The following is a 25,765-nucleotide window of genomic DNA, read 5'->3' as shown; positions in this document are numbered from 1 at the left end:
TTTTTTTTATGGGCTGCTGTGATAAAATGCGCCGCTAAATCAATTGTGAGGATAAGTGGATGCGGATTGCATTAGGTATTGAATATGACGGTAATGGTTATTTTGGCTGGCAACGTCAGGCCGAAGTCGATTCAGTACAAGGGCAATTAGAACGGGCGTTATCGATAGTGGCCAATGAGCCTATCGGCGTCTTCTGCGCTGGCCGTACCGATGCGGGCGTGCATGCCACAGGCCAAGTGGTCCATTTTGAAACCAATGCTATTCGTAATGAAGGCGCATGGACCTTAGGGGTGAATGCTAATTTGCCCGACAATATTGCCGTTCGTTGGGTCAAAGAAGTCGACGACAGTTTCCATGCGCGCTTTTCGGCCACCGCCAGACGCTACCGCTATGTGATTTATAATCACACTTTTCGGCCTGGGATTTTACGCCATGGTGTAAGCCATTATCACGGCAATATCGATGCTGACAAAATGCACCAAGCGGCACAGGCACTCTTGGGTGAGCAGGATTTTACTAGCTTTCGCGCTGTTCAGTGTCAGTCGAAAACACCGTTTCGTAATGTGCATTGCGTTAATGTCACGCGCCAAGGTATGTATGTGATTGTTGATATCGCCGCGAATGCTTTCTTGCATCACATGGTGCGCAATATTGTCGGTTCATTGTTAGAAATCGGTCTAGGTAATCAGCCACTGACTTGGATGGGCGATTTGCTCGCGTTAAAAGACAGAAACCAAGCCGCAGCAACGGCTAAACCCCATGGACTCTATTTAGTTGATGTGACTTATCCAGAACAATATCAATTACCTAAGCTCGCCCTTGGGCCATTATTCATGTTGGATTGAAAAGATCTTATTTGAGAGATAATCGAATACGAGGATATACGGACATGCTTACAGTACCAGCGCCAAATGCAGGATTGGAACAGTGGTTGGATTATTTGCTATCTATACATCCAACCGAAATCGATATGGGGTTAACCCGTGTCTCTAAGGTCGCGCAAACCCTTGGTCTTTTGGATTTAGGTCCAACCAAGATAGTGACCGTGGCGGGGACAAACGGCAAAGGCACCACCTGCGCCATGCTCGAAAATATTCTGCACTTATCGGGTTTGACGGTTGGCGTATACAGTTCGCCACACATGCTGAAGTACAACGAGCGAGTGCGTATCAATGGTAGCGATGTCAGTGATAGCGGTTTTGTTACGGCATTTGAGCAAATTGAAGCCGCGCGCGGCGATATTTCTCTGACCTTTTTTGAGTATGCTACGCTCGCAGGCTTGATACTCTTTAAAGCCGCTCAGCTTGACGTGGTTATCTTAGAAGTCGGTTTAGGTGGACGGTTAGATGCCACCAATATTATCGATGCCGACATTAGCGTACTGACGTCGGTCGATTTAGACCATGAAAGTTATCTCGGTAATACCCGTGAGCTTGTGGGCCGTGAAAAGGCGGGCATTTTCCGCCGTGGTAAACCTGCCATTGTAGGTGAACCCAACTTGCCACACACTGTCAATGATGTCGCCAATGAGGTTGGCGCCATCTTGTATCGCGTCGGTAACGAATTCAGTTATCAAGCCCATGGCAATCTGTGGGATTTTCAAGGTCAAGTGCTCAAACTGCACGATTTAGCGTTACCAACTTTGCCATTACCTAATGCGGCGACTGTATTGGCAGTGATTGAACAGGGCTGGCCGGATATCACGCCTTCAATTATTGCTGAGGGTATTAGCACGGCTCGGTTAACGGGTCGATTAGAGCGGGTGAGTGAGAAGCCGTTAGTGTTACTCGATGTTGCCCATAATCCCCATGCGGCGCGGTTTTTGGTACAACAATTAGCGCCAATCGTTGTGGGTAAGTGCGTCTTCGCCCTTTGCGGCATGTTGAAGGATAAAGATATCGCAGGTGTGTTGCCTGTGATCAACCCACTGATCGACACTTGGTATTTGGTCAGTCTGCACGGTGAGCGTGGCGCGAGTTCGGCCATGCTACGCAAAACATTAGCCACTGAGGCTGCTGCATTTGAGTTTGAGGACATATCTGAGGCTTGGTCTGCATTAAAAGCGCAAATTAACCCAGATGATGTGGTAATTGTGTTTGGCTCCTTTTACACTGTGGCAGGTTTTAAGTCTCAATTTATGCAGGAAGTCAGTTTTGTCTAGCCAGTTTCATAATCGTTTAGTCGGCACTGTAGTGCTGGTTGCGCTTGGGGTAATTTTTTTGCCGGATATTTTGGATGGCAAAAAAGATCGCCAAGAAGAGCAGTTTTCCGAAATTCCTTTGCGCCCGACCGTGATTGAGCAGCAAAAAGCCGACGATGATATGTTTGAAGTCTTGTCGGCCGAGGATGCTGCTGCGCTGAATGGGACTGAGGTCGCCTTAGCCGAAATGCCAGTTAATGCTGACAATGAAAAGTCTGCCGTTGCGCCAGTAATCGAAGTCGCAAAGCAAGATGTTAAGAAAGACGTTAAGCCTGATGTAAAAAAAGCAGAGCCTAAGCCTGAAACGAAACCTGAAGCTAAAAAAGAGCCGCCTAAAGCCACTGTAAAAACTGAGCCGGCTAAAAAAGCGGACGCTAAAGCGACTACTGTGGCTAAGGCTGAAAAGCCTAAAGCAGAAACGCCCAAAGCCAGTGCAGCCAAAGAGGATGCCGTTAAAGTGGTCAGCCGTGACAGCTTGAAAAGTGGCTTTACCTTGCAGCTTGGCAGTTTTAACAACGCAACGAATGTTAAAGCCTTGGTTGCACAGCTGCGTAAGAGTGGTTTTAAAGCGTACACTATTCCTGAAAACCCTAAAGATGGCGTATTAACTAAAGTGTTTGTCGGACCCGATGTGTCTGAGGCAAAGCTGAAGAAAGTACAGGTTGAGGTGGAAAACCTTACACGTCTCAAGGGCTGGATTGTTCCTTTTAATCCCTTAGAATCTTAATGGTGATACAACACACGAGACTGAAAATGATTTATTTACCTCACTAGGGGTGAGAATCGTTTCAGTCTCTGGTAGAATCGCGCCGTCTTAAAGCCCATGTCGGAAAGCCATCTCAATGGTTTGGATTGATTACGCTATCATATTCGTCATCGGATTATCGACTCTCATCAGTCTGATCCGTGGATTTGCCAAAGAAGCCATGTCCTTAGTGGTATGGTTTGCGGCTTTCTTTGTTGCCAGCCAATTTTACCAAGATCTTGCCGTTCACTTAACACAAATGAACGATGAGATGCTGCGTAATGGCGTTTCTATTGCCATCCTCTTTATTACCACTTTGGTACTCGGTGCCTTAGTTAACTATATTCTCGGACAACTTGTTGTCAAAACCGGATTATCTGGCACTGACAGGCTTTTGGGCTTGTGCTTCGGTGCTATTCGAGGCGCGCTTATTGTGAGCGCCTTGTTGTTTTTCATGGATGCTTTTACAGGCTCTCCCAACTCCCAATGGTGGAAAGATTCTGTGCTAGTACCCGAATTTGGCGTTGTTATTCAATGGTTTTTTGACTATTTGGAAAATACCTCCAGCTTTGTACCCAAACTATAAGAAAGAAAATAAAATAATCCTAAGTGATAGAACATCTTACAATGAGGAAGCTTACCCATGTGTGGTATCGTCGGAATAGTTGGCCAATCATCGGTTAATCAGACCATTTATGATGCACTGACAGTGTTGCAGCACAGAGGTCAGGATGCGGCAGGTATTGTGACCATTGATCGTGGTGCTTTCAGACTACGTAAAGCCAATGGTTTGGTTAAAGACGTTTTTGAAGTCAAACATATGCAACGCCTACAAGGTAATGCTGGTATTGGCCATGTGCGTTATCCAACTGCGGGCAGTTCAAGCGCATCTGAAGCGCAGCCTTTCTATGTTAACTCGCCATTTGGGATCTCATTAGCCCATAACGGTAACTTAACCAACACAGTCGAATTAGCCGAAGGGCTGATCAAAAAACGTCGCCACGTGAACACCACTTCGGATTCTGAAGTCTTGTTAAACCTGTTGGCCGACGAACTGCAAAAAACCACGAGTTTGACCCTGACGTCGGAAGAAGTGTTCGATGCGGTCGCTAACGTACACCAACAAGCTCGTGGCGCCTACGCGGTTGTTGCCATGATTATTGGTCAAGGCTTAGTCGCGTTCCGTGACCCATTTGGTATTCGTCCTTTGGTATTAGGTAAGCACGAAACTGCCACTGGCACTGAATACATGGTGGCTTCTGAAAGTGTGGCACTTGATGCCGTTGGCTTTGAAGTGATGCGTGATGTAGCACCGGGTGAAGCGATTTATGTTTCAATTGACGGTCAGCTGTATACCCGTCAATGTGCAGCCGAGCCTAGCTATGCACCTTGTATCTTCGAATTCGTCTATTTTGCCCGTCCAGATTCGACGATCGACAAAGTGTCTGTATATGCAAGTCGCGTCAACATGGGCGCTAAGCTTGGCGAGAAGATTAAGAAGGAATGGTACGATCACGATATCGACGTGGTTATTCCTATTCCTGAAACCTCTTGCGATATCGCGCTGGAAATTGCCCGTTGCATGGATTTACCGTACCGCCAAGGTTTTGTGAAAAACCGTTATATTGGCCGTACCTTCATCATGCCTGGTCAACAGGAGCGTAAGAAGTCAGTGCGTCGTAAGTTGAATGCCATTAACACTGAGTTCAAAGGCAAAAATGTCCTGTTGGTGGACGACTCTATCGTTCGCGGTACGACCTCTGAGCAAATCATCGAAATGGCCCGTGAAGCAGGTGCTAAGAAAGTGTACTTTGCCTCTGCCGCACCGGAAATTCGTTTCCCGAACGTGTACGGTATTGACATGCCAACGTCGAATGAGCTTATTGCCCACGGTCGTGATGCCGATGAAATCGCCAAGTTAATTGGTGCTGATGGCATTATTTTCCAAGACTTACCCGATTTAATTGAAGCGGTAAGAATGGAAAATCCTGCGATTAAACGTTTCGAAACGTCTGTATTTGATGGTCACTACATCACGAACGACGTTGACCAAGCGTATTTAGATCACTTGACGCAACTGCGTAATGACGATGCCAAAGCCGATCGAAATAAAGATATCGGCACTAACTTAGAGCTGCATAACGTCTGTCACCCATAAGGATTGTGGGTCATTCAGTATCGTAAAGTTTGTGTCCTTTTTGTTCTAAACGATACAAAAAAGCCAGTGAGAAATCACTGGCTTTTTAATGGCTTATATTTGCTTAACGGAGCATAGTGGTAACGTCTACGTATTTATACGTTGCGCTGTTTCAGTCATTACATTTTCTTCAGCGTGTTTGCGTTCAACCCAGTAATCCGCATTTTTAATCCCCAGTTTTACCGGGTCAAAAAGTGGCTCTATGCCGAGTGCTTGTTGTGATTCATAATCTTTAAGGCAAGTGAATGCGGTTTTCCTTAATAGAATAATGGCAATAATATTGAGCCATGCCATAAGTCCGACACCAATGTCACCCATTCCCCAAGCCATATCAGCCGTTTTAACTGTGCCGTATACGGTTGAGCCAATGATCACGACTTTGAGAACGACCATGAACCAAGGATGATTTACTTTACGGTTAATATAGGCAATGTTGGTCTCAGCAATGTAGTAATAAGCCACTATGGTAGTAAAGGCGAAGAAGAACAGTGCGATAGCCACAAAGATATTGCCAAATCCTGGCATCATACTTTCCATTGCCGTTTGTACATAGCCTGGTCCTGCAGCGACTCCGGCAATGCCGGTATAAAGCGCCGCACCGTCTGGGCCCTGAACATTATACAGTCCTGTAATGAGCAGCATGAAACCTGTTGCAGAGCAAACGAATAAGGTGTCGATATACACAGAAAAAGCTTGAACTAACCCTTGTTTGGCTGGATGGCTTACCGCCGCTGCAGATGAGGCATGTGGCGCTGTACCTTGACCCGCTTCGTTGGAGTAAATACCCCGCTTTACCCCCCACATGATGGCTAAGCCTAAAATGGCACCAAAACCCGCATCAAAGCCAAAGGCACTTTTGATAATTAACCATAAAATACCCGGTAGCTGGCCAATATTTAGCGCTATGATGACACAAGCCACTATGATGTAACCCAGTGCCATAAAGGGGACGACGGCACTGGCAAAGTGAGCGATACGTTTTACACCGCCAAAAATGATAAAACCAAGAAGCATAGCCAGTATGGCTGCAGTCACATTAGGATCTATGTTGAAAGCGGTTTTTAAACTTGAACCAATCGAGTTAGCTTGTACGCCCGGCAGCAGGATCCCGCAGGCAAATATGGTCGCTATTGCAAATACCCATGCATACCATTTCATGCCTAAGCCTTTTTCAATATAAAAAGCAGGCCCACCACGATACTCGCCATTGATTTTTTCTTTATAGACTTGACCTAAGGTAGATTCAACGAAGGCGGAGCTGGCACCGAGAAAGGCAACCATCCACATCCAAAATAAAGCGCCAGGACCACCAAAGGTGATTGCTGTGGCAACCCCTGCAATGTTACCTGTACCGACTCGACCCGCTAATGTCATCGCGAGTGCTTGAAAAGACGACACTCCCGCATCAGTACTCTTACCATCAAACATCAGGCGTATCATTTCTGGCAGATGGCGCAGCTGTAAAAATCGAGTGCGAAGGGAGAAATAGAGCCCTACACCTAGGCAAAGAAAAATAAGTGCAGGGCTCCAAATTACACTATTGATCGCGTTGACAATCTCATTCATAGACTCCGATTCCTTTATTGTGTTGTTTTAGCAGAGTTTTTAGGTTTACGGTTATTCAACAGATGTTGAGTTAGGACATTCACTTTTGATTAAGACATTTTTTGTAAATATCCAAGATACTCAACATAACTATTTTTTAGGGAGCTTCATAGTTAAAGTGTTAAATATTTGAAACCAATGTGTTTTGAAATTGAGTTTTAGCATGGGTAAATAGAGCGGAGGGGCGAGTTAACTCGAAATACGGTAGTGATTTATTATGAATGTCAGTTATCCCATTACCCAAAGTAGCATCCACACGCCGAATAAGCTGCTTAAGCTATGGCGCGTGATTTGATGGCTGAGTAATAGAGATAAACTCACAGCAATAGGAATGACGAGAATGAATCCCCATGCTAACGGCATATCGATGATTTTCATTTGTCCCAGCCAGGTACTGGTGAGCATGCTTATTGCGAGTAACATTAAGCTATGGAATATCAATAACTGATTGAATCTTAATATTAATGCTGGAGTTATTGTCATAGCCTGTCGCGCATTTATTGCAAACTGTCCCATAGTCACTCCTTAGTTATTTAGTGTATCTTATGCCTTGTTGAGAATCATTCGCAATTGAATTTACACTTAAGCTTTTACATTTAAGCTCGGTTTACTACAGAAATTTGCACTCAACTGGCGTTTGGGCTAAATTATACTGTAATTATATCCAGTGCTTGGTGTTTGTATGATTCTCTATATCGCAGAAAAACCTAGCCTAGGGCGGGCCATTGCCGATGTATTGCCTAAACCCCATAAAAAAGGCGATGGATTTATCGAAGCCGCCAATGGCGATTGTGTGTCTTGGTGCGTTGGTCACTTGCTCGAGCAAGCAGAACCTGATGCCTATAATCCCGAATTTAAGTCTTGGAAATTCGAGCATTTGCCAATAGTGCCAGACAAGTGGCAACTAAAACCTAAGGCCGCAACCCGCAGCCAACTCACAGTGCTTAAACGATTAGTCAAACAAGCCAACACGCTGGTTAACGCGGGCGATCCCGACCGTGAAGGGCAGTTACTCGTGGATGAAGTGATTGCCTATCTTGGCGTGACGGGGGACAAGCTACATCAAACCCAGCGTTTACTGATCAGTGACTTAAACCCACAAGCTGTAAAACGGGCTCTAACGCAGCTACGCAGTAATCGCGAGTTTATTCCTTTATCCACATCGGCCTTAGCCCGCAGTCGTGCCGATTGGCTCTATGGCATGAATATGACGCGTGCGTACACCATCCAAGGTAAAAAGGTCGGTTATCAAGGCGTGTTATCCGTCGGCCGAGTACAAACGCCATTGCTTGGGCTAGTGGTGCGCCGTGATGAAGAGATTGCCCACTTTCAATCTAAACCTTTTTATGAAGTACTGGCGCATTTGGCGACCGAGAAGCAAGAAACCTTCAGCGCCAAGTGGCAACCTAGCGAAGCTTGTCAGCCCTATATGGATGAAGAAGGACGAGTGTTAGTGAGAGGGTTAGCGCAAAATGTGGTGAGTCGCATCAGTGATAAACCCGCCTTAGTCACTCAATTAGTGGCTAAGGACAAGAAACAGAATCCACCATTGCCCTACAGCTTATCCGCGTTGCAAATTGATGCGGCGAAACGGTTTGGCATGAGTGCTAAGGATGTGCTCGATACCTGCCAAAGTTTGTATGAACGTCATAAACTCATTACTTACCCACGCTCCGACAGTCGTTATTTACCCGTTGAGCAACATAACCTTGCGCCTTCGGTACTTAAGGCGATAAGTGACGGTGCAGCTGAGTTATTGCAAGGTGCTGATGCACCCGATCCCCGTCTTAAATCTAAAGCATGGGATGATAAAAAAGTGGACGCCCATCACGCAATCGTCCCCACAGAGAAGACAGCTAACTTATCTAGCTTGAGTCAGCGTGAGAGGCAGTTATATCTTCATGTTGCTCGCCAGTACTTAGCACAGTTTTATCCGGCTTATTGTTACAGTGAAACCACAGTGCAAGTGACAATCGAGGGTGGCTTATTTAATACCAAGGCGCGTCAGGATAATTCCCTCGGCTGGAAGCAACTCTTTGCCCGCCAAGAGCCAAATGGCAGTAAGGCGAGTGGCAACAAGTCGACGGAAGAAAGCACAGGTAAGGACGATGAGGAGAATGACGAGTTTATCGGCCAATTACCGCCTTTGAAATTGGGACAGGCTTTGCATTGTACTCGAGGCGAATTGTTGGAGAAAAATACTCAACCACCAAAGGCCTTTAACGATGCCACTTTACTCGGTGCTATGACGGGTATTAGCCGTTATGTGACCGATCCTGAGATCCGTAAAATTCTTAAAGAAACCGATGGATTAGGTACAGAGGCCACCCGTGCAGGTATTATCGAATTGCTGTTCAAACGCGGTTTTTTACAACGCTTAGGTAAATCTATTGTCTCGACAGACGTGGGGAAAGGATTGATTAACAGCTTGCCCGCGAGTGCGACTACGCCGGATATGACAGCGCTTTGGGAAGCGAGTCTGAATGGCATTTGCCATAAAGAAACCTCTTATCAAGCCTTTATGCAGCCACTGCTCGGCACCTTATCCACGCTTATCCAGAATGCAGGCGCACAACTGCCAACCGCGCTTAATGGTTTACAAGGCCAAGGTTATCGTAAAACGGCAAGTAATAAATCCGGTTATCGTAAGTCGTATTCTAAAAAATCAAGTTCAGCGAAAGGTATCGGTACAACAAAAAACGATGGTTCCAACAAATATGGTTCCCAAAAGACCAGTTCCAAAAGTTCGGTAACTCGATCAACCAGTCGTTCAGCTTCTAATAGCCGCAAATATACAACAGCAGTGTAATGACACACTTGTTGCATACATGTCGTTATTGTCTTTTGATGTAATAACGACATTTAATTTATCTAACGGTATTTAACAACCGATAATCACGATATTTCGAGATTGCCTGATCCGTATCTAAAAAACACCTTGATTTTCAGCTTTTCCTCCCGGTGGCATATAACCTGCTTACTATTGATTGTGGAAAATAATATATCAAATAAATCATGTGATTATATGTGGTTTCGCTGAATTTAAAGGTAGATGAAATGAAAAAGACATTGCTCGCTTTGATGATCCCAAGCTTATTGTTAATGGGAACTGCTCAAGCCGTTGAGTTGTATAATGACCAAACTAACAGCGTTAACATGATAGGTTGGTTAGGTTTTGCCGCGTTAAATGATGGTCATGAAACTTCTGTTATAGATAATTTTTCTCGTGTTGGTTTTCGTTTCGACCGTCAAGAGAAAAATGGCTGGAGCTCCTTTGCCCATACGGAATGGGGTATCAATATGGTGACCAGTGATGACGGCCTTATATACACGCAAGGCCAAGGTGGTGGTCAGTTATCGGCATCCAAAAATTCAGATTTTTTATTTAATCGACTGGGTTATGTTGGGATGTCCCATGAGAAATGGGGAAAGATCAGTTTTGGTAAGCAATGGGGGGCTTACTATGATGTTGCTTACACAACCGATGTGCTCAATGCTTTTACAGGTTGGTCTGTGGGGGCTTATACCTTCGGTGACGGTGGTTTAACTGGGGCAGGACGTGCCGATGCTGCGCTGCAATATCGAAATACTTTTGGTAATCTACATGTCGCAGTGCAGTATGCCTCTAAACAAAATAGCGATGTTGCCTTGTATGATGGCAGTGGTGCTCCCTTGAAAGATGGTTCCGAATTGAGTTTCGAACCTAGCTACGGTGCAAGTGTAACTTACAACTTTACTGATAAATTTAAAGTGCTAGCGGGATTTAATCGTGGTGATTTTACCGGAAATCTTGCAGGCCAAGAGGTTGATAACACTAACCAAATTATTGGGGTTGGCGCCCAATACGGTAGTTTCTATCAATATGCTCCAGGTCGTGATGCTGACGGTTTATACGTAGGTTTTAACGCCCATAAGAGTGAGCAAAACGAATTAGTGGGTGGAGATTTATATGATTCAACTGGAGCAGAGTTTATTGTTGCTTATCAGTATGATAATGGTTTCGTTCCAACTGTATTACTGACATATCAAGATCTTGATACCGATGTAGATACTGCGATCCAAGGAAAATGGACACGCCAATTTGCAGTGTTAGGTCTGCATTATCGCTATAGCCGCGACACAATTATGTACGCTGAGGCCAAAATAGATTTCAGCAGTATGGATGATAAAGCCTATGAAGATCTACAAGATAACAACTATGCGGTGGGAATCCGTTATTTCTTCTAGATCCTATGGTTATCATTAATTTTTCAAAGGTCACTTATGTGACCTTTGTTATTCGTGTACCGCGTTAACCGACGTCTTCTTTTTGTTGTAGAGTCATCGTTGCCGATGAAAGATTACACAATCCCCAGTTTCTTCATTTTGCTACGCAGCGTATTAGCATTGATGTCCAATAACTCAGCCGCACCTCCTGGACCATAGAGTTTTCCACCTGTAATCCGCAGTGCATGACTAATATATTTTCTGGTCATAACATCAAGGGGCACAAGTTTATCGCTCGCATAGTTTGGATCTATGATAACGGTTTGATTTGCTTGGGTCGTAATTTCCTCACCCTGATGTGGAGCAAGGAAGCCAAAATCTAACGGTCCTGAAGGTTGTTGTATTATCGCCCGTTCGAGCACGTTAATGAGTTCTCGGACATTTCCTGGCCAAGCGTATTGATTCAGAATATTTAATTGTTCCGGTGCAACTCTTGGTAATTGAGGCAGGTTGAACTTTGAACTCAGTTGCTCGATAAAATGCTGTACGAGTAAAGGAATGTCTGTACGTCTTTGTCTTAATGAAGGAATTTCAATAGGAAAAATGGCTAAGCGATACCAAAGATCTTCCCGAAACACTTCTCTGTGTATCATAGCTTGTAAATTTCTATGGGTGGCAGCCACTATCCGAATATCAAGTTGTACCGCATCGTGTCCACCTACTCGGGTAATACAACTATTTTGAAGTACACGGAGTAATCTAACCTGCGCGGATAATGGTAGTTCACCTATTTCATCGAGAAAGATAGTGCCGCCATTGGCTTGTTCGAAGTAGCCAATTTTACGGGACTCAGCCCCAGTAAATGCTCCTTTTTCATAACCAAAGAGTTCGGAGTCAATCAAAGTATCTGGAATAGCGCCGCAGTTGACCTTGATAAAGGGCTTATCTGAACGTTCAGAAAGTTCGTGAATCGCATTGGCTATCACTTCTTTACCACACCCCGTTTCACCGAGCATTAGCACTGTTGTATTAATCTTGGCAATGGATTGCACTTGCTGCATGACGTGCTTCAAGCCTGAGTTGGCCCCCACTACGCCATTTTGCACGTCTAATGTTCTGCGAAGGCTCACATTCTGTTTTGAGAGTGCTTCATTTTCTTTAAGTAAGTTACGTCCGCGTAAATTGAGTGCAGTGATTAAGGCTAATGCATGCATATGCGGAGCAATTAAATCGGCATGACGAGGGCGAAAAACGCCTGTCGTTTTGGCATAAAATCCGACTATCCCAAGGTGGGTATTTTCGATAGACATTCTCAAAATGATCAGCGAACGAATACCGTTGATCACCTTAGGTGCAACTAAAGCAGTGATTGGGTCGTGCTCAATATCATTAACAATTCTCACGCGCGGGCGTTGAGGATCATCTAAGCACTGAGCCAGTTCTTCAGGGATAGATATTTGCCTATCTAAGGTACAGGATTGATTAGCATTGACATGAGCAATAAATTGTATGTCATTAAATTGTTTGCGAAAAATATTAATAAATAGCCCATCAATAGGCAGTTCATCCCGAATAAACTCGAAGTAACTTTGCAGGGACTTTTCGAGTTGTAGGCTACTGCATAATCTCAGTGTCGATTCGTGATAAAAGTGTTTTTCCATTGATATTTCATGTTAATCATTAAGTATCGTGATTGTAGATCTTTATATTTCGTGATTCCGTGCCTCCAATCAAAGTTCCCCACTTAATTACCTCTTTTTAGGTGCTTGGCACAGCGCATGCACTTCCATGCTGACAAGTTCCAGCCATTATTGAAGGAAGTAAGCATGAGTAAAACTCAAGATATTGATACGGGCCGTCGGCAGTTGCTAAAAGGTGGGGCTGTGATGGCTGCGGGCTTTGGGGCTGCAATAGCCTTACCTGCAACAGCAAGTTGCGATGCTGTTCCTGAAGCATTCGACGAGATTGTAGATGTGCTGGTCGTCGGCAGCGGCTTTGCTGGGATGTCTGCGGCATTACAAGCTAGAGAGGCTGGTGTGAGCGTTATGGTTGTGGACAAGATGCCAGTCTTTGGTGGTAATTCAACTATCAATGGCGGTGCCATGGCTGTGGCGGGTTCTGAGTTGCAGAAACAAGCAGGCATTAAGGATTCTGTCGATGAAATGGTCGCCGATATGATGCGAGCAGGTCGGGGCATGAACGATGTTGAGATGTTAAAACTGGTGTGTAATGGCACGGCTGAATCCTGTCAGTGGTTGATTGAACATGGGGTTAAGTGGAAACCTTTCGTGCAGCATTTTGGTGGTCACTCAATACAACGAGTCTTGCAAACCGTTGAAAGTTCAGGGGCAGGTATTATCAGACCGCTGATTAACGCCGCGAGAGATAAAGGCGTGGTGATGAGAAATCAGACCAAGCTCGAAAGCTTTGTGAAAGATCTCGATGGTCGCGTGATTGGGGTCGAAGTTCGTGAAGGTTTTTATTTCCCTAATGAGCGAACCGGTAAAATACGTCGCATAGGCGCGCGCCGTGGTGTTGTTATGGCAACGGGGGGCTTTGGTCGCGATATTGAATATCGCATGATGCAACTACCTGAGTTAAATAACGACTTAGATTCCACCAATCATGCTGGTGCAACTTCAGAAGCCCTAAAGCAAATGATGCTCTTAGGTGCTAACCCTATTCATTTAGACCAAATTCAACTCGGCCCATGGGCATCTCCCGATGAAAAAGGCTTTGGTACTGCATCCCAGTTCAACACGATTGCGACCTATCCCCACGGTATTGTGGTGGATGTGCGCACTGGTGAACGTTTTTTCAATGAACTTGCAGATCGTAAAGCGAGAGCTGACGCTATCATGACTCGCCGTGATGAACATGGTCAGCCTGTTTATCCTATTGGTTTCACTAATGCAGAAGGGGCTAGTAAGGCGCAAACCTTAGATTGGGGACTGAAATATAAGGTGATTAGTAAAGCAGAAACCTTAGACGAACTTGCTGCTATTTATGGTATGCCAGCCAAAGCACTAAAAGCTCAAGTCGCCCGTTGGAACGAAGCGGTAAAAAATGGTGTTGATAAAGAATTCGCACGTCCTCTGCAAGAAGCCATTGTGCTAGATAAAGGGCCTTGGTATGCCGTTCGTATGTGGCCAAAAGTTCACTATTGCATGGGCGGCGTTAAAGTGAATACCCGATCAGAAGTACTGCATTTAGTCACCAACCAAGCCATTCCAGGGCTGTATGCCGCAGGTGAAGCAACCGGAGGAATTCACGGTGCTAGCCGTTTAGGCGCTTGTGCTGTCGCAGAGGGCGTTGTTACTGGTCGCAACGCGGGCCGAAATTGTGCCGCGGCAAAGGCGGCGGTGCTTAAGCAAGCATAATTAGATTTTTATTAAAAATTACAATGTATTGGAGAATGGTAATGAATAAATCAGTGTTGATGGCATCGCTTACTTTAAGCCTACTCTCTGGGAGTGCTTTAGCGATGGAGCACGTTGTCCTCGATGGTAAACATTTAACGCAAGAACAAGCATGGGCAATCGCCGATGGCGCTAAAGTCAAGATTGCATCTCAAGCGAAAACCCAACTCGTTAAAGCTAATAGTTTGTTGATGGAAGCTGCTCGTTTAGGTAAGCCTGTTTATGGTCTTACTGTGGGCGTTGGTTTGAACAAAGATCACAAGTTATTTGATGCCAATGGCAAGTTAAGTGATGAAGTGCTTGAGGCATCACGTAACTTTAACTACAGCACTTTTCGAGCTCATAGTGCAGGAGTCGGTGACGCTGCACCGATTCGGTTAACTCGATTAGCCTTGGCGGTACGCTTAAATACTATGCTCGCGGGACAAACAGGGGTGCAACCTGTTGTGGCTGAACTCTATGAGGCATACCTTAACAAAGGGTTAACGCCAGTCATCCCCGCCCACGGTACTGTAGGTGAAGCGGATATTTTGCTCTCATCCCATGTCGGGTTAGCTATGGTGGGTGAGTGGGAAGTATTCTACAAAGGACAACGTGTTAGCAGTAAAGATGCTATGGCGGATGCCGGAATTACACCACTTGTGCCTATGGGGAAAGATGCGCTATCAATTCTGTCTAACAATTCGTTTTCAGTAGCTTATGCGATGAAAGGTTACCGTGAGGCCAAGCAATTACTCTCTATCTCGCCAACGCTATTTGGTTTAAGCCTTGAGGGATTAAATGGTAACGTGGCGCCATTTTTACCACAAACCAATGATATTCGTCCTTTCCCTTATATTAAAGCCAGCACAAGTGACATTCTAAAACAGTTAGATGGCAGTTATTTATGGCAGCTTAATGATGAACGTCCTTTGCAGGACCCTCTCAGTTACCGAACGACAGCATACACGTTAGCCAGTGCTGAACAAGCGTTAGCAGAATTGAATGATGTGGTAAATATTCAAATAAATCATTCGGATGATAACCCTGCAGTTATTGTTGGCGCATCGAATGAGTATGCGAAGTTTCCACAGGTTGCTAAGTATATTGTCGAAGGGCAAGGTGGTGTGTTCCCAACCACGAACTTTGAACCTTTGCCTGTTGCACTGGCAGTACAAAACTTGAGCGTGGCGTTGACGCATGTATCCCATAACAGTGTTATGCGCACCATCCATTTATCCGATGATCACTTTACTAAACTGCCACGCTTTTTAAGTGCTCCAGGTAATAATGGCCATGCTTTTGGCGCGATTCAAAAAGCTTTTGTAGATATGCAGGTTCGTAATAAACAGTTGGCGACCCCAGTGTCATTTGATGGGATTTCAATTGCGGGGGGAATTGAAGATACTTTCACTAACCTGAAGCTTGCTGCGGACAATTTGATCCAGATTGTCGGCAACACACGTGTGATCTACGGTTTAGAGTTGCTGCATTCAAGTCAAGCGATTGATTTACGTAAGTTGGCCACTCCAGATCTTCATTTAGGTAAAGCGACCGAAGCCATGTACAAGGCTTACCGAGAAAAAGTGCCATTTGTTGCTCAAGATCGCCCATTCACGCCTGATATCCAAACTTCAACTGAATTTATCGCAAATTATTAATATGTTATGCGGGGCAGTATGCCCCGCTATAGGAAGAGTCTGATGTTAAAACCCTTATATACACTTTTACTTGGTTGCATGTTCATGCTGCCAATAACAACAAATGCGATGAATATTAAGGATTATCATAAGGATGTGATGACAAGTGAGAATGATCAGGTCGACTGTACCGCCTGTCATGGTGATGTAAAGCGTAAGACCATACCTGATGCCGCAGTGTGCGCTAACTGCCATGGTTCTCCTCAGGATGTGGCTAAACTGACTAAGCGACCTGAAGACGCGGGGCATTCGGTCGAGCCCAATCCCCATGACAGTTTACATTACGGTTCTGATTTACCATGTACCTACTGTCATCAAGAACATAAAGAAAGCAAAGTTTATTGTAATCAATGTCATGAATTTACTTATCCTAAAATGAAGCGATAGTTTTAAGATTTTGTCACTTTGCTTTGTCGTCTATTTTATTGGGCAATGCACTCGCCGAAGGTGAGTGCATTTTTTGCAAAAAAAAGAGTAAACCAAAACGGTTTACTCATACGGAAATAGGTCGTTAAAGCTTGCCAAAATCACTCAACTGATGAGGAGCAGGCATATAATCTCAGCATTAACTTAATTAGCCCTTAAAGCTCATATTTATCTTAGGGTGTCGCCTCGGTTTAAGCTGATGAGCTTATCCAGTATGCGTTCTCCATCCATGCGGATGCCGTTGTGCTCATATTCTGATGTTAACCAATACTTTAGCCTGCCAACTTGTTTTGTGGTTTCTAAACTGTATTGCATCTCTACAAACATATCTTCACTGTAAATTGCCGCTGCAACAGGGACTCGGTTTTGTGCCAGTTGCTCTAGATTGTAAAGTGTTGGCCAATCTGATTTATGGGCAAGGATTTCTGCTACGGCTTTAAGCGGCACTAAGTGACTAAATTGGTCAAACATCCATGGGTATATCATCTCACCTGTGAATAAAAACGGTTTACCTTGTTGATAGTTAAAGGCGGGGAATTGCTGTCGAACCCTGTGTGCCGACCATTGTGAAGCAGAGTGTTGACAGTAGATTGCTTCATGCAACAGGGCAAAAATCGGGTTAGTGTTGTAATCGAGCATTTGACCGAAATGATTTAAAAATAACGGGTTAACGACTGTCCCTGAAGCCGTGTTGATCAAGGCTTGCTCAAGCAAATAATAAACCGATTCAGGCCCTTGCTCCATTCCGATATTAATACCCAGCAACTGCAGCATTTCAACCGTGAGGCGTTCACCCGTTGCCAAATACACTTCATTTTCAAGCAAATATTTTGCTAAGCGAGTGACGAGATGTTGAGCATCGTGGAAGCGTTGGAAAAATTGTTTATTCTTCGCCAGTACGCGTTGATAAGTCGCAAGATAGACGTCATCGGCGCTACGGGTTAATGATGGTATGCCACCCGTGATATAGGCTTCGCTGACGCCTTGAGGGGCGGCGCTTAAATAATGTAACACGCAAAATCCCCCGAAACTTTGGCCGAGAATTGCCCACTTATCGGCGGGACAAAGCTGGGCACGAATCGTTTCGGCATCACGAATTATATTGTCAGCCCTGAAATGGCTTAGGTAATCCGCTTGAGCTGCGGGATCTAAGTGTTGCAAGCTTTGGTAATTAATCGGTGTTGATAAGCCTGTACCACGTTGATCGAGTAATAACACTCGATATTCTTTTAATGCGCGACGGATCCAGCCGCTGTTGCTGGCGGGACGCATGGCCGCAAATCCAGGGCCGCCTTGAAAAAATACGATATAAGGTAGTTTTTTATCTTTGTTTTCTGGGCTACAGAGTTCTCTGGCAAACACTTGGATTTGCTCTGCAATTGGATTTTGATAGTTGAGGGGCAAGGTAAAAGTGTGTTTTTTCGCCAGCACTCCGGCGAGAATAATATCGGGTTTCATCAAACAACCTTAATGCAGAGGAACATGTTATTGTGATTGGCAGATTGTATACCCAAATAAGCTGAAGATGCAGCAACCTAGGCTATCTGAAACGCGTATCTTCAGCTAACTTGGGTATAGACAAAATAGTTTATGTCGTAAGCTAGGATTATTTGATTAGCTTTTGGTGAAGATCAATTTTTTGGATACAAATTTGAGCCATGATGAGTTTCTTAGCGTAATCTATCGCTTATGGATAACACGAGATTGAAGCTATGAAGTATCAGATTATTCCAGTGACACCTTTTCAGCAAAATTGCAGCTTGATCTGGTGTGAAAAAACCAAGCGTGCTGCGGTTGTGGATCCCGGCGGGAATATTGACAGGATCCAAAACGAAGTGGCGAAACTTGGACTCGTCCTCGAAAAAATCCTCCTTACCCATGGGCATATCGATCATGTCGGTGGTGCAAAAGCCTTAGCGAAAGCCGCCAATGTGCCGATTATTGGCCCGCATATTGCCGATAAATTTTGGATTGATAACTTACCTAAGCAAAGCCAAAATTTTGGTTTTCCCCATTGCGATGCCTTTGAACCGGATCAATATCTGCAGGATGGCGATATTGTTAAAGTGGGCGAGCAAAGTTTATCAGTGCTGCATTGCCCTGGGCATACGCCGGGACACATTGCACTTTTCTCTGCCCAATCTAAGTTGGCGTGGGTGGGGGATATTTTGTTTCGAAGTTCTATCGGCCGCACTGATTTCCCCCAATCAAATCATCAGGATTTAATTCACTCGATCACCGAAAAACTGTGGCCCTTAGGCGCCGAGGTTGAATTCATTCCTGGGCATGGTCCTATGTCGACCTTTGGCGAAGAGCGCGAGCATAACCCTTTTGTCGCGGACCAACTTTTACTGTAATTGAGACGCCATTCAGCATTGCTTGATTTGTGAGCGATAATCACTCGCAAATCAAATGATTATTTCCACAAATTGCCCCACATTTACCTATGTTTTCTGTTTTTCCTTCTAGACTTAAAGCAGTTCTTCCGTCTACTGGGGTAAGTATGAAAACAAAAACAATGATGAGCGTGGTCTTTTCGACCATAGTTGCGAGTGCCGTGATTTCTGCGGTATTGAGCTTCAATGTTAAGTCTAAAATCGATCTCTTTAATGATGCGGCTAGCGTTCGATATCAGTCCTATCAAGTTGCCGATGAGTTAAGACAAAGTTCTGATGACCTAACGCGTCTCGCTCGAACTTACGCTGTTACGGGTGATGAAAAATACGAAAAAATGTATATGGATATTTTGGCTATCCGTAATGGTGAGAAGTCTAGACCTGAAAAATATCATCAGATTTACTGGGATTTGGTGCTGAGCTATGGCGATAAGCCAAAGCCTGACGGTGCTAGCATTGCTATAAACACGCAAATGAAGTCCCTCGGTTTTTCTGATGAAGAATTCCGTTACCTTGAACAAGCCCAGCAAAACTCAGATGCGTTAGTCGCCCTCGAAGTGAAAGCCATGAATGCCGTCAAAGGTATTTTTATGGACCCCAACACCCAAACTTACACGATCAAAGGAGAGCCTAACTTAACTATGGCGAGGGAGTTATTACATAGCGACCAATACCACAGAGAAAAAGCTAAGATCATGCAGCCGATTGATGAGTTTTTTACAGCATTGGATAAACGTACCGATGGTGATGTGAATAACCGACTCGACTCCCTGCATGCGGCATTAAACTGGTCCCAACTGGTGTTATTTATCGTGATTTTAGCCGCCGTTGGCGGATTTATTATCGTTAAGAGCAGGATTGTGACTCCCTTAGTGCAGACCTGTGTTGAATTGCTCGATATTCAGCGTTCTAAAAATCTTGCGCGGCGGATCTCTGTTACGACTCAGGGGGAAATTGGCGAAATCGTTAATCAAATCAACTTGTTTATCTCTTCCCTTGCCAGTTCATTATCGACGACGGATGGCATTGCAAAAGAGGTGGCTGATTTAGCTAAGCAAACTAAAGCATCAATTCAAATTTCGCGTGAAAGCTCAAATCGAGTGGCGAGAGAACTGGATGCCAGCGCCAGTGCGATGGAAGAAATGACCACGACCTTAGTGCATGTGAGTGAGAGCACCTCGAATGCTGAAAGCCGCGCCGCCGAAAATGAAACGCATGTCACTGTAGGTAAACAGACAGTATCGGAAGCGTTGAAAGCCATGTCGGTATTAGAAACTGAGTTTAGGAATACTCAAGACTCTATGTCACATCTAGTGAACGAAAGTACCCAAGTCAGCAATGTGTTGAGTGTGATTAAGGCGATTGCTGAGCAGACGAATTTGCTGGCACTGAATGCCGCGATTGAAGCCGCACGGGCCGGTGAGCAAGGACGAGGCTTCGCTGTGGTAGCTGATGAGGTTCGATCATTAGCCCAGCGCACTCAAGATTCCACCAAGGAAATCGATGATATTGTCGCAAGCCTTCAAAGCCGTACGAATCAAGTGGGTACATCTGTGACTCAAGCGGCGACGCTAATGCAAAAGGCGGGGGTTGAACTGCAACGTATCGTGGCAGTATTTGAGGATATTCGCCATAGTACGGAAGCGATTCATGGGATCAATACTCAGGTTGCCGCTTCAACCGAAGAACAATCCTTAGTTTCTAAAGAAATCGCTTCGAGCATGATGGTGATCCGCGATAATTCCCGTGAAGTATCACAGATTATCGAACAGATTGAATCGACATCCATTAGTCTAGACAACCAATCCCAGATACTGCGCACTAAGGCGGGCGAATACCAGTTTTAGATGAAATGTGGTTGATTTGCGAACAAACGCCACTCAGACATGGACGTCAATTCTTCCTCTTTAACTTCCCCTGAACATATTTTATGCTTCAACGCTTTTTGAAATCTATTACTCCTTTCAATACGTACACGCCTTTGCTAACTTGGTTGTCCATATGTTTAATGCGAGCGTTTGACGAAGCAGTTTTATTTGCTGATAAAACTTGCGTCAAGCTTTGATGACAAATAGACGTCGATAGCTGCGTTATTTACGGTTGATAGTTTCAATAGCGATAAGCGCATTAAATTTTTTAAATCTCCCTAACCCAATGGAGTCCTTGCGGATGGATCACCAAATCGAAGATTTACTAGAGCATTGGCTACCACTGGCGGATGACGCTTGGGTGCTTGCGGTGATCACCCAAATTCAAGGTTCGGCCTATCGTAAACCCGGTGCCATGATGTTGTTCCATGAGTTTGGTCAAGGCGTGGGTATGTTAAGTGGCGGCTGTTTAGAAGCCGATTTACGTCGCCATGCTCAAAATGCCATGCAGACTAAGCAAGTCATGTGCGTCACCTATGATGCAAGCGATGAGTCCGATGCCAGCTATCGACTTGGTTGTGGTGGCATAGTAGATATCATGTTGATCCCTCTGCTAAAAGAGAATCATGATCTTGGCTTAGTTGAGCTAGTGCAGGCATTTCGCCACGGTCGGTCGGGTTTTTACCAATTGCCTTTAGTCAAAGCGGGGACGGATGCGCGCCAGTATCACGCTGCGTTTTATTCTGAGGAGTTGACGCCGTTCCCCGCCAGCGATTTTGTTCGCACGGGCGTCTTCACCCAAGACGCGGGAGAATCATTGATTATTCCCTTGAGACCAAGATTCCATCTTGGGATCTTTGGAGGTGGTATCGATGCTAAGCCCGTTGCCGCCATGGCCCACACTTTAGGTTGGCAAGTGACAGTTTTCGATGGTCGTACCGCCTATGCTAGAGCGGCGGATTTCCCCCATGCCCATATAGTGAAACTGACCGCGGGGGAATTAACCGCGAATCATATCGCTCAATTAGATTGCGCCGTGGTGATGAACCATAACTTGGGCTTAGATGCTGCGGCATTAAAGGTCATTCAAGCGCATCCGCTAGCCTATATCGCCTTGCTTGGTCCTGCCCATCGACGGGATAAAGTGCTTGGAATGGCAGGGCTCAGTGCTGAATCTTTTACTGGGGTATTTTCTGCTCCCGCGGGGCTTGCCCTTGGCGGCGAGTTACCGAGTGCCGTTGCGTTAAGTATTTTGGCCCAGTGCCACGGGGTGCTCCATGGTGCGACCTTAAAACATCTCGATGAGATAATGCGTTGATGACATTGCCGCCAGTGCAAAAGCCTTCTGTACTAATGTCTACAGCACCAAAGTCGACAGCGCTAACGTTGACAGAGAAAACGCCACTTTCATCCAAGCGCCTGCTGATTGTGGTACTTGCGGCGGGTGAGAGTAAGCGCTTTGATGGGGTAAAGTTAGCGCAACTTCTACCATCACATAGCGCTACGGAAATTCGCGAACAAACCATCATTAACACTCATGTTGAGCGTTTACAGCAGGTTAGTTGCCAAGATTTAGGTTTGGATCGCCAAGACACTCATTCGCTCCAGCATACGCCTTTGTTAATCATACTCGGTGCTCATCAGCACATATTGCAGCCATTATTAGTCGAGCTTCATTCCCGCCAACCCTTTGATATTTTAGTTAATCCACAGTGGCAAACAGGCTTGGCATCCTCAGTGAGTTTGGCGGCAAGCTATGCCAAGGAACAGGGCTTTGATGCCATGCTGCTGACACTCGCTGACCAAGTGGCCTTGAGTGCAGACGATTATCGACAACTGATTTTGACATGGCATGAAACCGGTAAAGACGTTGCCGCCCATTATTTGGATGATTTAGGCGTACCTGCTATTTTTAATGCCTCTACATTACCGCAGTTCACTCACTTGAGTGGTGATCGCGGGGCGAAATCGATTCTAAAACAACAAGCACAGCGGGGAGCGTTAGTCGCTATAACACTACCCCGCGCCGCAATTGATATTGATACCCAAGCCGATCTTGCGTCGTGGTTGGCACTTAAGGAGTGAGTTATGGCAGAAGTATTATCAACCACTGCAGTTATCAAGGAAGTCAGTACCGCCGCTTCCACCCAAACACTTTTCATCAACGGTAAATCATTTACCTTAGATGCCGATCCTAAGATGCCAATCCTGTGGGCGTTACGGGATATTTTAGGGCTCACGGGCACTAAATATGGTTGTGGTGCAGGGCTATGCGGTGCTTGCACTGTGCATTTAGACGGCCAACCTGTGCGCGCCTGTTTAACCAGTTTGGGGCAGGCACAAGGAAAACGTCTGACAACAATTGAAGGGCTGGATAATCAAAAGCTTAAAAATGCTTGGGCCGAACATAACGTGCCCCAGTGCGGCTATTGCCAAGCGGGACAATTGATGTCGGCTGCGGCGTTAGTGGCGCAGCATCCGAAACCTTCTGCAGAACAAATCAACTCTGCCATGTCGGGGAATATCTGCCGCTGCGGCACCTATCCTCGGATCAAAGCCGCACTGCAAAACTATGCCAAACAGGAGGGCTAATATGAGTACTTTTACTGCCGTAGAAAATATCAGCCGCCGCGACGTGCTAAAACTGTTTGGCGCAGTGGGTGGCGGATTAGCATTAGGGGCGAGCGGACTAACTTGGAGCCCCATGGCGTTGGCGCAGGATAAAGAAGCGCGGTTGAATCTGTTTATTGCCATTGGTGAAGACGACAAAGTGTACCTCACTTGCCATCGCTCCGAGATGGGACAGGGGATCAGAACCGGTATTCTGCAAGTCTTAGCCGAAGAGTTAGACGCGGATTGGGATAAAATCGTCCCCATTCAAGGCTTAGCCGATAAACGTTATGCCAGCCAAAACACTGACGGTAGCCGCAGTATTCGCGAAAATTACGACCGTATGCGCCAGATGGGGGCGATGGCAAGAAGCATGCTAGAGCAGGCTGCCGCCGCACGTTGGAAAGTTCCCGTGAGCGAGGTGCATACCGCCGACCATAAAGTGTTGCATGCTAAAACGGGCCGTTCGGCCAAGTTCGGCGAGTTAGCGTTAGCCGCATCTGAGCAACCAGTACCCGCCGTTGAGTCGTTAACCTTTAAAGAGGTTAAAGATTTCAAGCAGATTGGCGCATCACGCCAAATCGTTGATATGGATGCCATGTTAAGCGGCAGCGCGATTTATGGTTACGATATCAAACTCGAGGGCATGCTCTACGCCAGCATAATACGCCCGCCCGTGCTTGGGAGCGATGTGGCAAGCTTGGACGATACCGCAGCGCGCAAAGTGGCCGGTGTCGTGGATGTGTATCGTTTGCCCGCCGCTAAGGGCGCACCCGCGTTTCAGGCTTTGGGCGGCGTTGCTGTCATCGCCACAAACACGTGGAGTGCCCTCGAAGGCCGCAAAGCCTTAAAAGTCACTTGGACTCAAGCCGACAACAGTCAGCATGATTCAAGTCTTTATTTGAAGTCACTGGTCGAGCGGGTACAGCAAAGCGGTAATGTCGTGCGCCAAGTTGGTGATGAGATCAAAAACTGGCCCGAGGCGAATACGTTAAAGGCGGTTTATACCGTGCCTTATTTAATTCATTCTTCTATCGAGCCGCCCGTTGCTACTGCCCATGTGACTGAAAAGGGCTGTGAAATCTGGGCATCGACCCAAACGCCGCAAAGTACCCAGCAAAATGTGGCCGCTGCACTGGGTATGGAAGAAGATGCGATTAAAGTGAATGTCACCCTATTGGGTGGTGGTTTTGGGCGTAAATCCAAACCTGATTTTAGCGTTGAAGCCGCGCTGTTATCGAAGCAATTCAAGCGTCCAATTAAAGTGAGTTGGAGCCGCGAGGATGAGATCCAAAACGGTTATTACCATGCTATCAGCGCCCAGTCCTATAAGGCGCTGTTTGATGCCAGCAACAAACCGACCGCGCTTTTAGCCCGTACGGGATTCCCATCGATCAGTTCAACCTTTGCTGAAGGGGTGGAATATCCCTCTGGCGGTGAGTTGGATTTAGGCTTTGTGGATGTGCCCTTTGCTTTGCCAAATTTAAGATACGAAGCGGTAAAAGCGCAGGCGCATAGCCGTATTGGTTGGATGCGCTCTGTGTGTAACATTCAGCACGGTTTTAGTGTCGGCAGTTTTGTCGATGAAATGGCTCACCGTTCTCAGGTTTCTTGCCCTGCAATGTGGCGTAGCCTGTTAGGTGAAGCAAGGCGTGAGACCTTTACCGACCAACAGTTTAAATATGGCAACTATGGCGAAGATCTTGATCGTCATCCCGTGGACGTCAGTCGCTATTTTGGGGTAATCGACGCGGTCGAAAAAGCCCAAGCTAAGGCGCCCAAGGCGGGTAAAAATCAGGGCTGGGGTTTTGCTGTACACCGCAGTTTTGTGAGTTACGTCGCTGTGGCTATGTTGGTGGAAGTGAGTGAGGATAAACAGCTTAAAGTGCTTAATGCCATCGCAGCCATAGATGCGGGCACGATAGTTAACCCCGATAGGGTAAAAGCCCAGACAGAAGGTGCGATTATATTTGGTCTGAGCTTAGCCTTGATGGGTGAAATCACTTACAAAGAGGGCAAGGTGCAGCAATCGAATTTCCACGATTATCCTTTGCTGCGACTTCCCCAAACCCCCGATATGGAGATCATCATTATTGAGTCCGATGCGCCGCCCGCAGGCGTGGGTGAGCCGGGTGTGCCGCCCGTTGCCCCGAGTTTAACCAATGCGATTTTTGCGACGACGGGGCAGAGGATCCGCGATCTTCCCGTGAATAAACTATTGCGAGTGTAAGTGTCGGCAAGAGGGTTAACTGAAAGCCGTTTGAACAAAAAAGCGCCTAATAAGCGCTTTTTTCGTTTTTTTACCACAAAAAATTTGCTTGTTAGCGATTTTACGGGCATTAATGCCGAAAATTAGCAATAGATCAGGTTTTTGTTACCAAAATAGAGGTAATTTAACCAATATGTTTACCCAA

Annotated in this window: 20 protein-coding genes; 16 read left to right on the top strand and 4 right to left on the bottom strand. The window is 45.8% G+C overall.

The genetic code is table 11. The features are described 5' to 3' along the window. The first annotated feature begins 59 nt into the window (after positions 1-59). The 5 genes from truA to purF all read left to right on the top strand — a co-directional run bounded on the left by truA (position 60) and on the right by purF (position 5,103). Complete coding sequence (truA, locus tag L5L94_RS12455) at positions 60-845, top strand: tRNA pseudouridine(38-40) synthase TruA (RefSeq protein WP_028761033.1); 786 nt, start codon at positions 60-62, stop codon at positions 843-845. Positions 846-889: 44 nt separating this feature from the next. Continuing rightward, positions 890-2,161 carry a bifunctional tetrahydrofolate synthase/dihydrofolate synthase gene (folC, locus tag L5L94_RS12450; RefSeq protein ID WP_263163396.1) on the top strand — a complete coding sequence of 424 codons (1,272 nt, stop codon included), beginning with the start codon at positions 890-892 and terminating at the stop codon, positions 2,159-2,161. Next, complete coding sequence (locus tag L5L94_RS12445; protein ID WP_028761031.1) at positions 2,154-2,927, top strand: SPOR domain-containing protein; 774 nt, start codon at positions 2,154-2,156, stop codon at positions 2,925-2,927. The genes folC and L5L94_RS12445 overlap by 8 nt, the downstream gene beginning before the upstream one ends. A gap of 115 nt (positions 2,928-3,042) precedes the next feature. After that, the gene (locus tag L5L94_RS12440) at positions 3,043-3,531 is read left to right on the top strand and encodes a CvpA family protein (RefSeq protein WP_028761030.1); all 489 of its coding nucleotides are present in this window, start codon (positions 3,043-3,045) and stop codon (positions 3,529-3,531) included. Positions 3,532-3,588: 57 nt separating this feature from the next. Next, complete coding sequence (purF, locus tag L5L94_RS12435; RefSeq protein WP_028761029.1) at positions 3,589-5,103, top strand: amidophosphoribosyltransferase; 1,515 nt, start codon at positions 3,589-3,591, stop codon at positions 5,101-5,103. A 126-nt stretch (positions 5,104-5,229) separates the two neighbouring features. On the opposite strand, the gene L5L94_RS12430 is transcribed toward purF, so the two are convergent. Both L5L94_RS12430 and L5L94_RS12425 read right to left on the bottom strand, forming a co-directional pair. Further along, on the bottom strand, positions 5,230-6,708 hold the full coding sequence (locus L5L94_RS12430; RefSeq protein ID WP_105252099.1) for an alanine/glycine:cation symporter family protein: 1,479 nt from the start codon (positions 6,706-6,708) through the stop codon (positions 5,230-5,232). Between the two features lie 267 nt (positions 6,709-6,975). Further along, positions 6,976-7,263: a hypothetical protein gene (locus L5L94_RS12425; RefSeq protein ID WP_263163395.1), complete on the bottom strand. Its 288-nt coding sequence runs from the start codon at positions 7,261-7,263 to the stop codon at positions 6,976-6,978. A gap of 166 nt (positions 7,264-7,429) precedes the next feature. On the opposite strand from L5L94_RS12425, the gene L5L94_RS12420 reads away from it, so the two are divergent. After that, the gene (locus L5L94_RS12420; RefSeq protein WP_263163393.1) at positions 7,430-9,556 is read left to right on the top strand and encodes a DNA topoisomerase III; all 2,127 of its coding nucleotides are present in this window, start codon (positions 7,430-7,432) and stop codon (positions 9,554-9,556) included. 248 nt (positions 9,557-9,804) lie between these two features. Further along, positions 9,805-10,974 carry a porin gene (locus tag L5L94_RS12415; RefSeq protein WP_263163391.1) on the top strand — a complete coding sequence of 390 codons (1,170 nt, stop codon included), beginning with the start codon at positions 9,805-9,807 and terminating at the stop codon, positions 10,972-10,974. Positions 10,975-11,087: 113 nt separating this feature from the next. Here L5L94_RS12415 and L5L94_RS12410 read toward each other — a convergent pair whose 3' ends face one another. Beyond that, positions 11,088-12,614 carry a sigma-54 interaction domain-containing protein gene (locus tag L5L94_RS12410; protein ID WP_263163389.1) on the bottom strand — a complete coding sequence of 509 codons (1,527 nt, stop codon included), beginning with the start codon at positions 12,612-12,614 and terminating at the stop codon, positions 11,088-11,090. A gap of 165 nt (positions 12,615-12,779) precedes the next feature. On the opposite strand from L5L94_RS12410, the gene L5L94_RS12405 reads away from it, so the two are divergent. The 3 genes from L5L94_RS12405 to L5L94_RS12395 are packed head-to-tail and all read left to right on the top strand — an operon-like array spanning position 12,780 to position 16,438. Beyond that, positions 12,780-14,333 carry a flavocytochrome c gene (locus L5L94_RS12405; RefSeq protein WP_263163386.1) on the top strand — a complete coding sequence of 518 codons (1,554 nt, stop codon included), beginning with the start codon at positions 12,780-12,782 and terminating at the stop codon, positions 14,331-14,333. Positions 14,334-14,374: 41 nt separating this feature from the next. Continuing rightward, positions 14,375-16,012 carry a histidine ammonia-lyase gene (hutH, locus tag L5L94_RS12400; protein ID WP_263163384.1) on the top strand — a complete coding sequence of 546 codons (1,638 nt, stop codon included), beginning with the start codon at positions 14,375-14,377 and terminating at the stop codon, positions 16,010-16,012. Positions 16,013-16,054: 42 nt separating this feature from the next. After that, a complete protein-coding gene (locus L5L94_RS12395; RefSeq protein ID WP_263163382.1) occupies positions 16,055-16,438 on the top strand; it encodes a cytochrome c3 family protein in 384 nt (127 codons plus the stop codon). Between the two features lie 207 nt (positions 16,439-16,645). Here the strand turns inward: L5L94_RS12395 and L5L94_RS12390 are convergent, their stop codons facing one another. Further along, positions 16,646-17,935, bottom strand: a complete 1,290-nt coding sequence (locus tag L5L94_RS12390) for an alpha/beta hydrolase (RefSeq protein ID WP_263163381.1) — start codon at positions 17,933-17,935, stop codon at positions 16,646-16,648. Between the two features lie 254 nt (positions 17,936-18,189). Here L5L94_RS12390 and L5L94_RS12385 point away from each other — a divergent pair, with 254 nt between their 5' ends. From L5L94_RS12385 to L5L94_RS12360, 6 genes are all read left to right on the top strand, one after another. Continuing rightward, positions 18,190-18,834 carry an MBL fold metallo-hydrolase gene (locus L5L94_RS12385; RefSeq protein ID WP_131523516.1) on the top strand — a complete coding sequence of 215 codons (645 nt, stop codon included), beginning with the start codon at positions 18,190-18,192 and terminating at the stop codon, positions 18,832-18,834. A gap of 146 nt (positions 18,835-18,980) precedes the next feature. Next, on the top strand, positions 18,981-20,720 hold the full coding sequence (locus tag L5L94_RS12380; RefSeq protein WP_028761018.1) for a methyl-accepting chemotaxis protein: 1,740 nt from the start codon (positions 18,981-18,983) through the stop codon (positions 20,718-20,720). A 322-nt stretch (positions 20,721-21,042) separates the two neighbouring features. Beyond that, on the top strand, positions 21,043-22,059 hold the full coding sequence (locus tag L5L94_RS12375; protein WP_168824222.1) for an XdhC family protein: 1,017 nt from the start codon (positions 21,043-21,045) through the stop codon (positions 22,057-22,059). Beyond that, entirely contained in the window at positions 22,059-22,826 is a 768-nt protein-coding gene (locus L5L94_RS12370) for a nucleotidyltransferase family protein (protein WP_411569222.1), read from the top strand. The genes L5L94_RS12375 and L5L94_RS12370 overlap by 1 nt, the downstream gene beginning before the upstream one ends. A gap of 3 nt (positions 22,827-22,829) precedes the next feature. Continuing rightward, a complete protein-coding gene (locus L5L94_RS12365) occupies positions 22,830-23,333 on the top strand; it encodes a (2Fe-2S)-binding protein (protein WP_105252104.1) in 504 nt (167 codons plus the stop codon). A 1-nt stretch (position 23,334) separates the two neighbouring features. Beyond that, a complete protein-coding gene (locus L5L94_RS12360) occupies positions 23,335-25,581 on the top strand; it encodes a xanthine dehydrogenase family protein molybdopterin-binding subunit (protein ID WP_263163376.1) in 2,247 nt (748 codons plus the stop codon). Positions 25,582-25,765: the final 184 nt, after the last annotated feature.

Source organism: Shewanella sp. SM21 (genome assembly GCF_025654335.1).
Lineage (GTDB): Bacteria > Pseudomonadota > Gammaproteobacteria > Enterobacterales > Shewanellaceae > Shewanella > Shewanella oncorhynchi.
The sequence above is the reverse complement of the archived record's forward strand: the minus strand, read 5'-3'. Positions and strand labels throughout refer to the sequence as shown.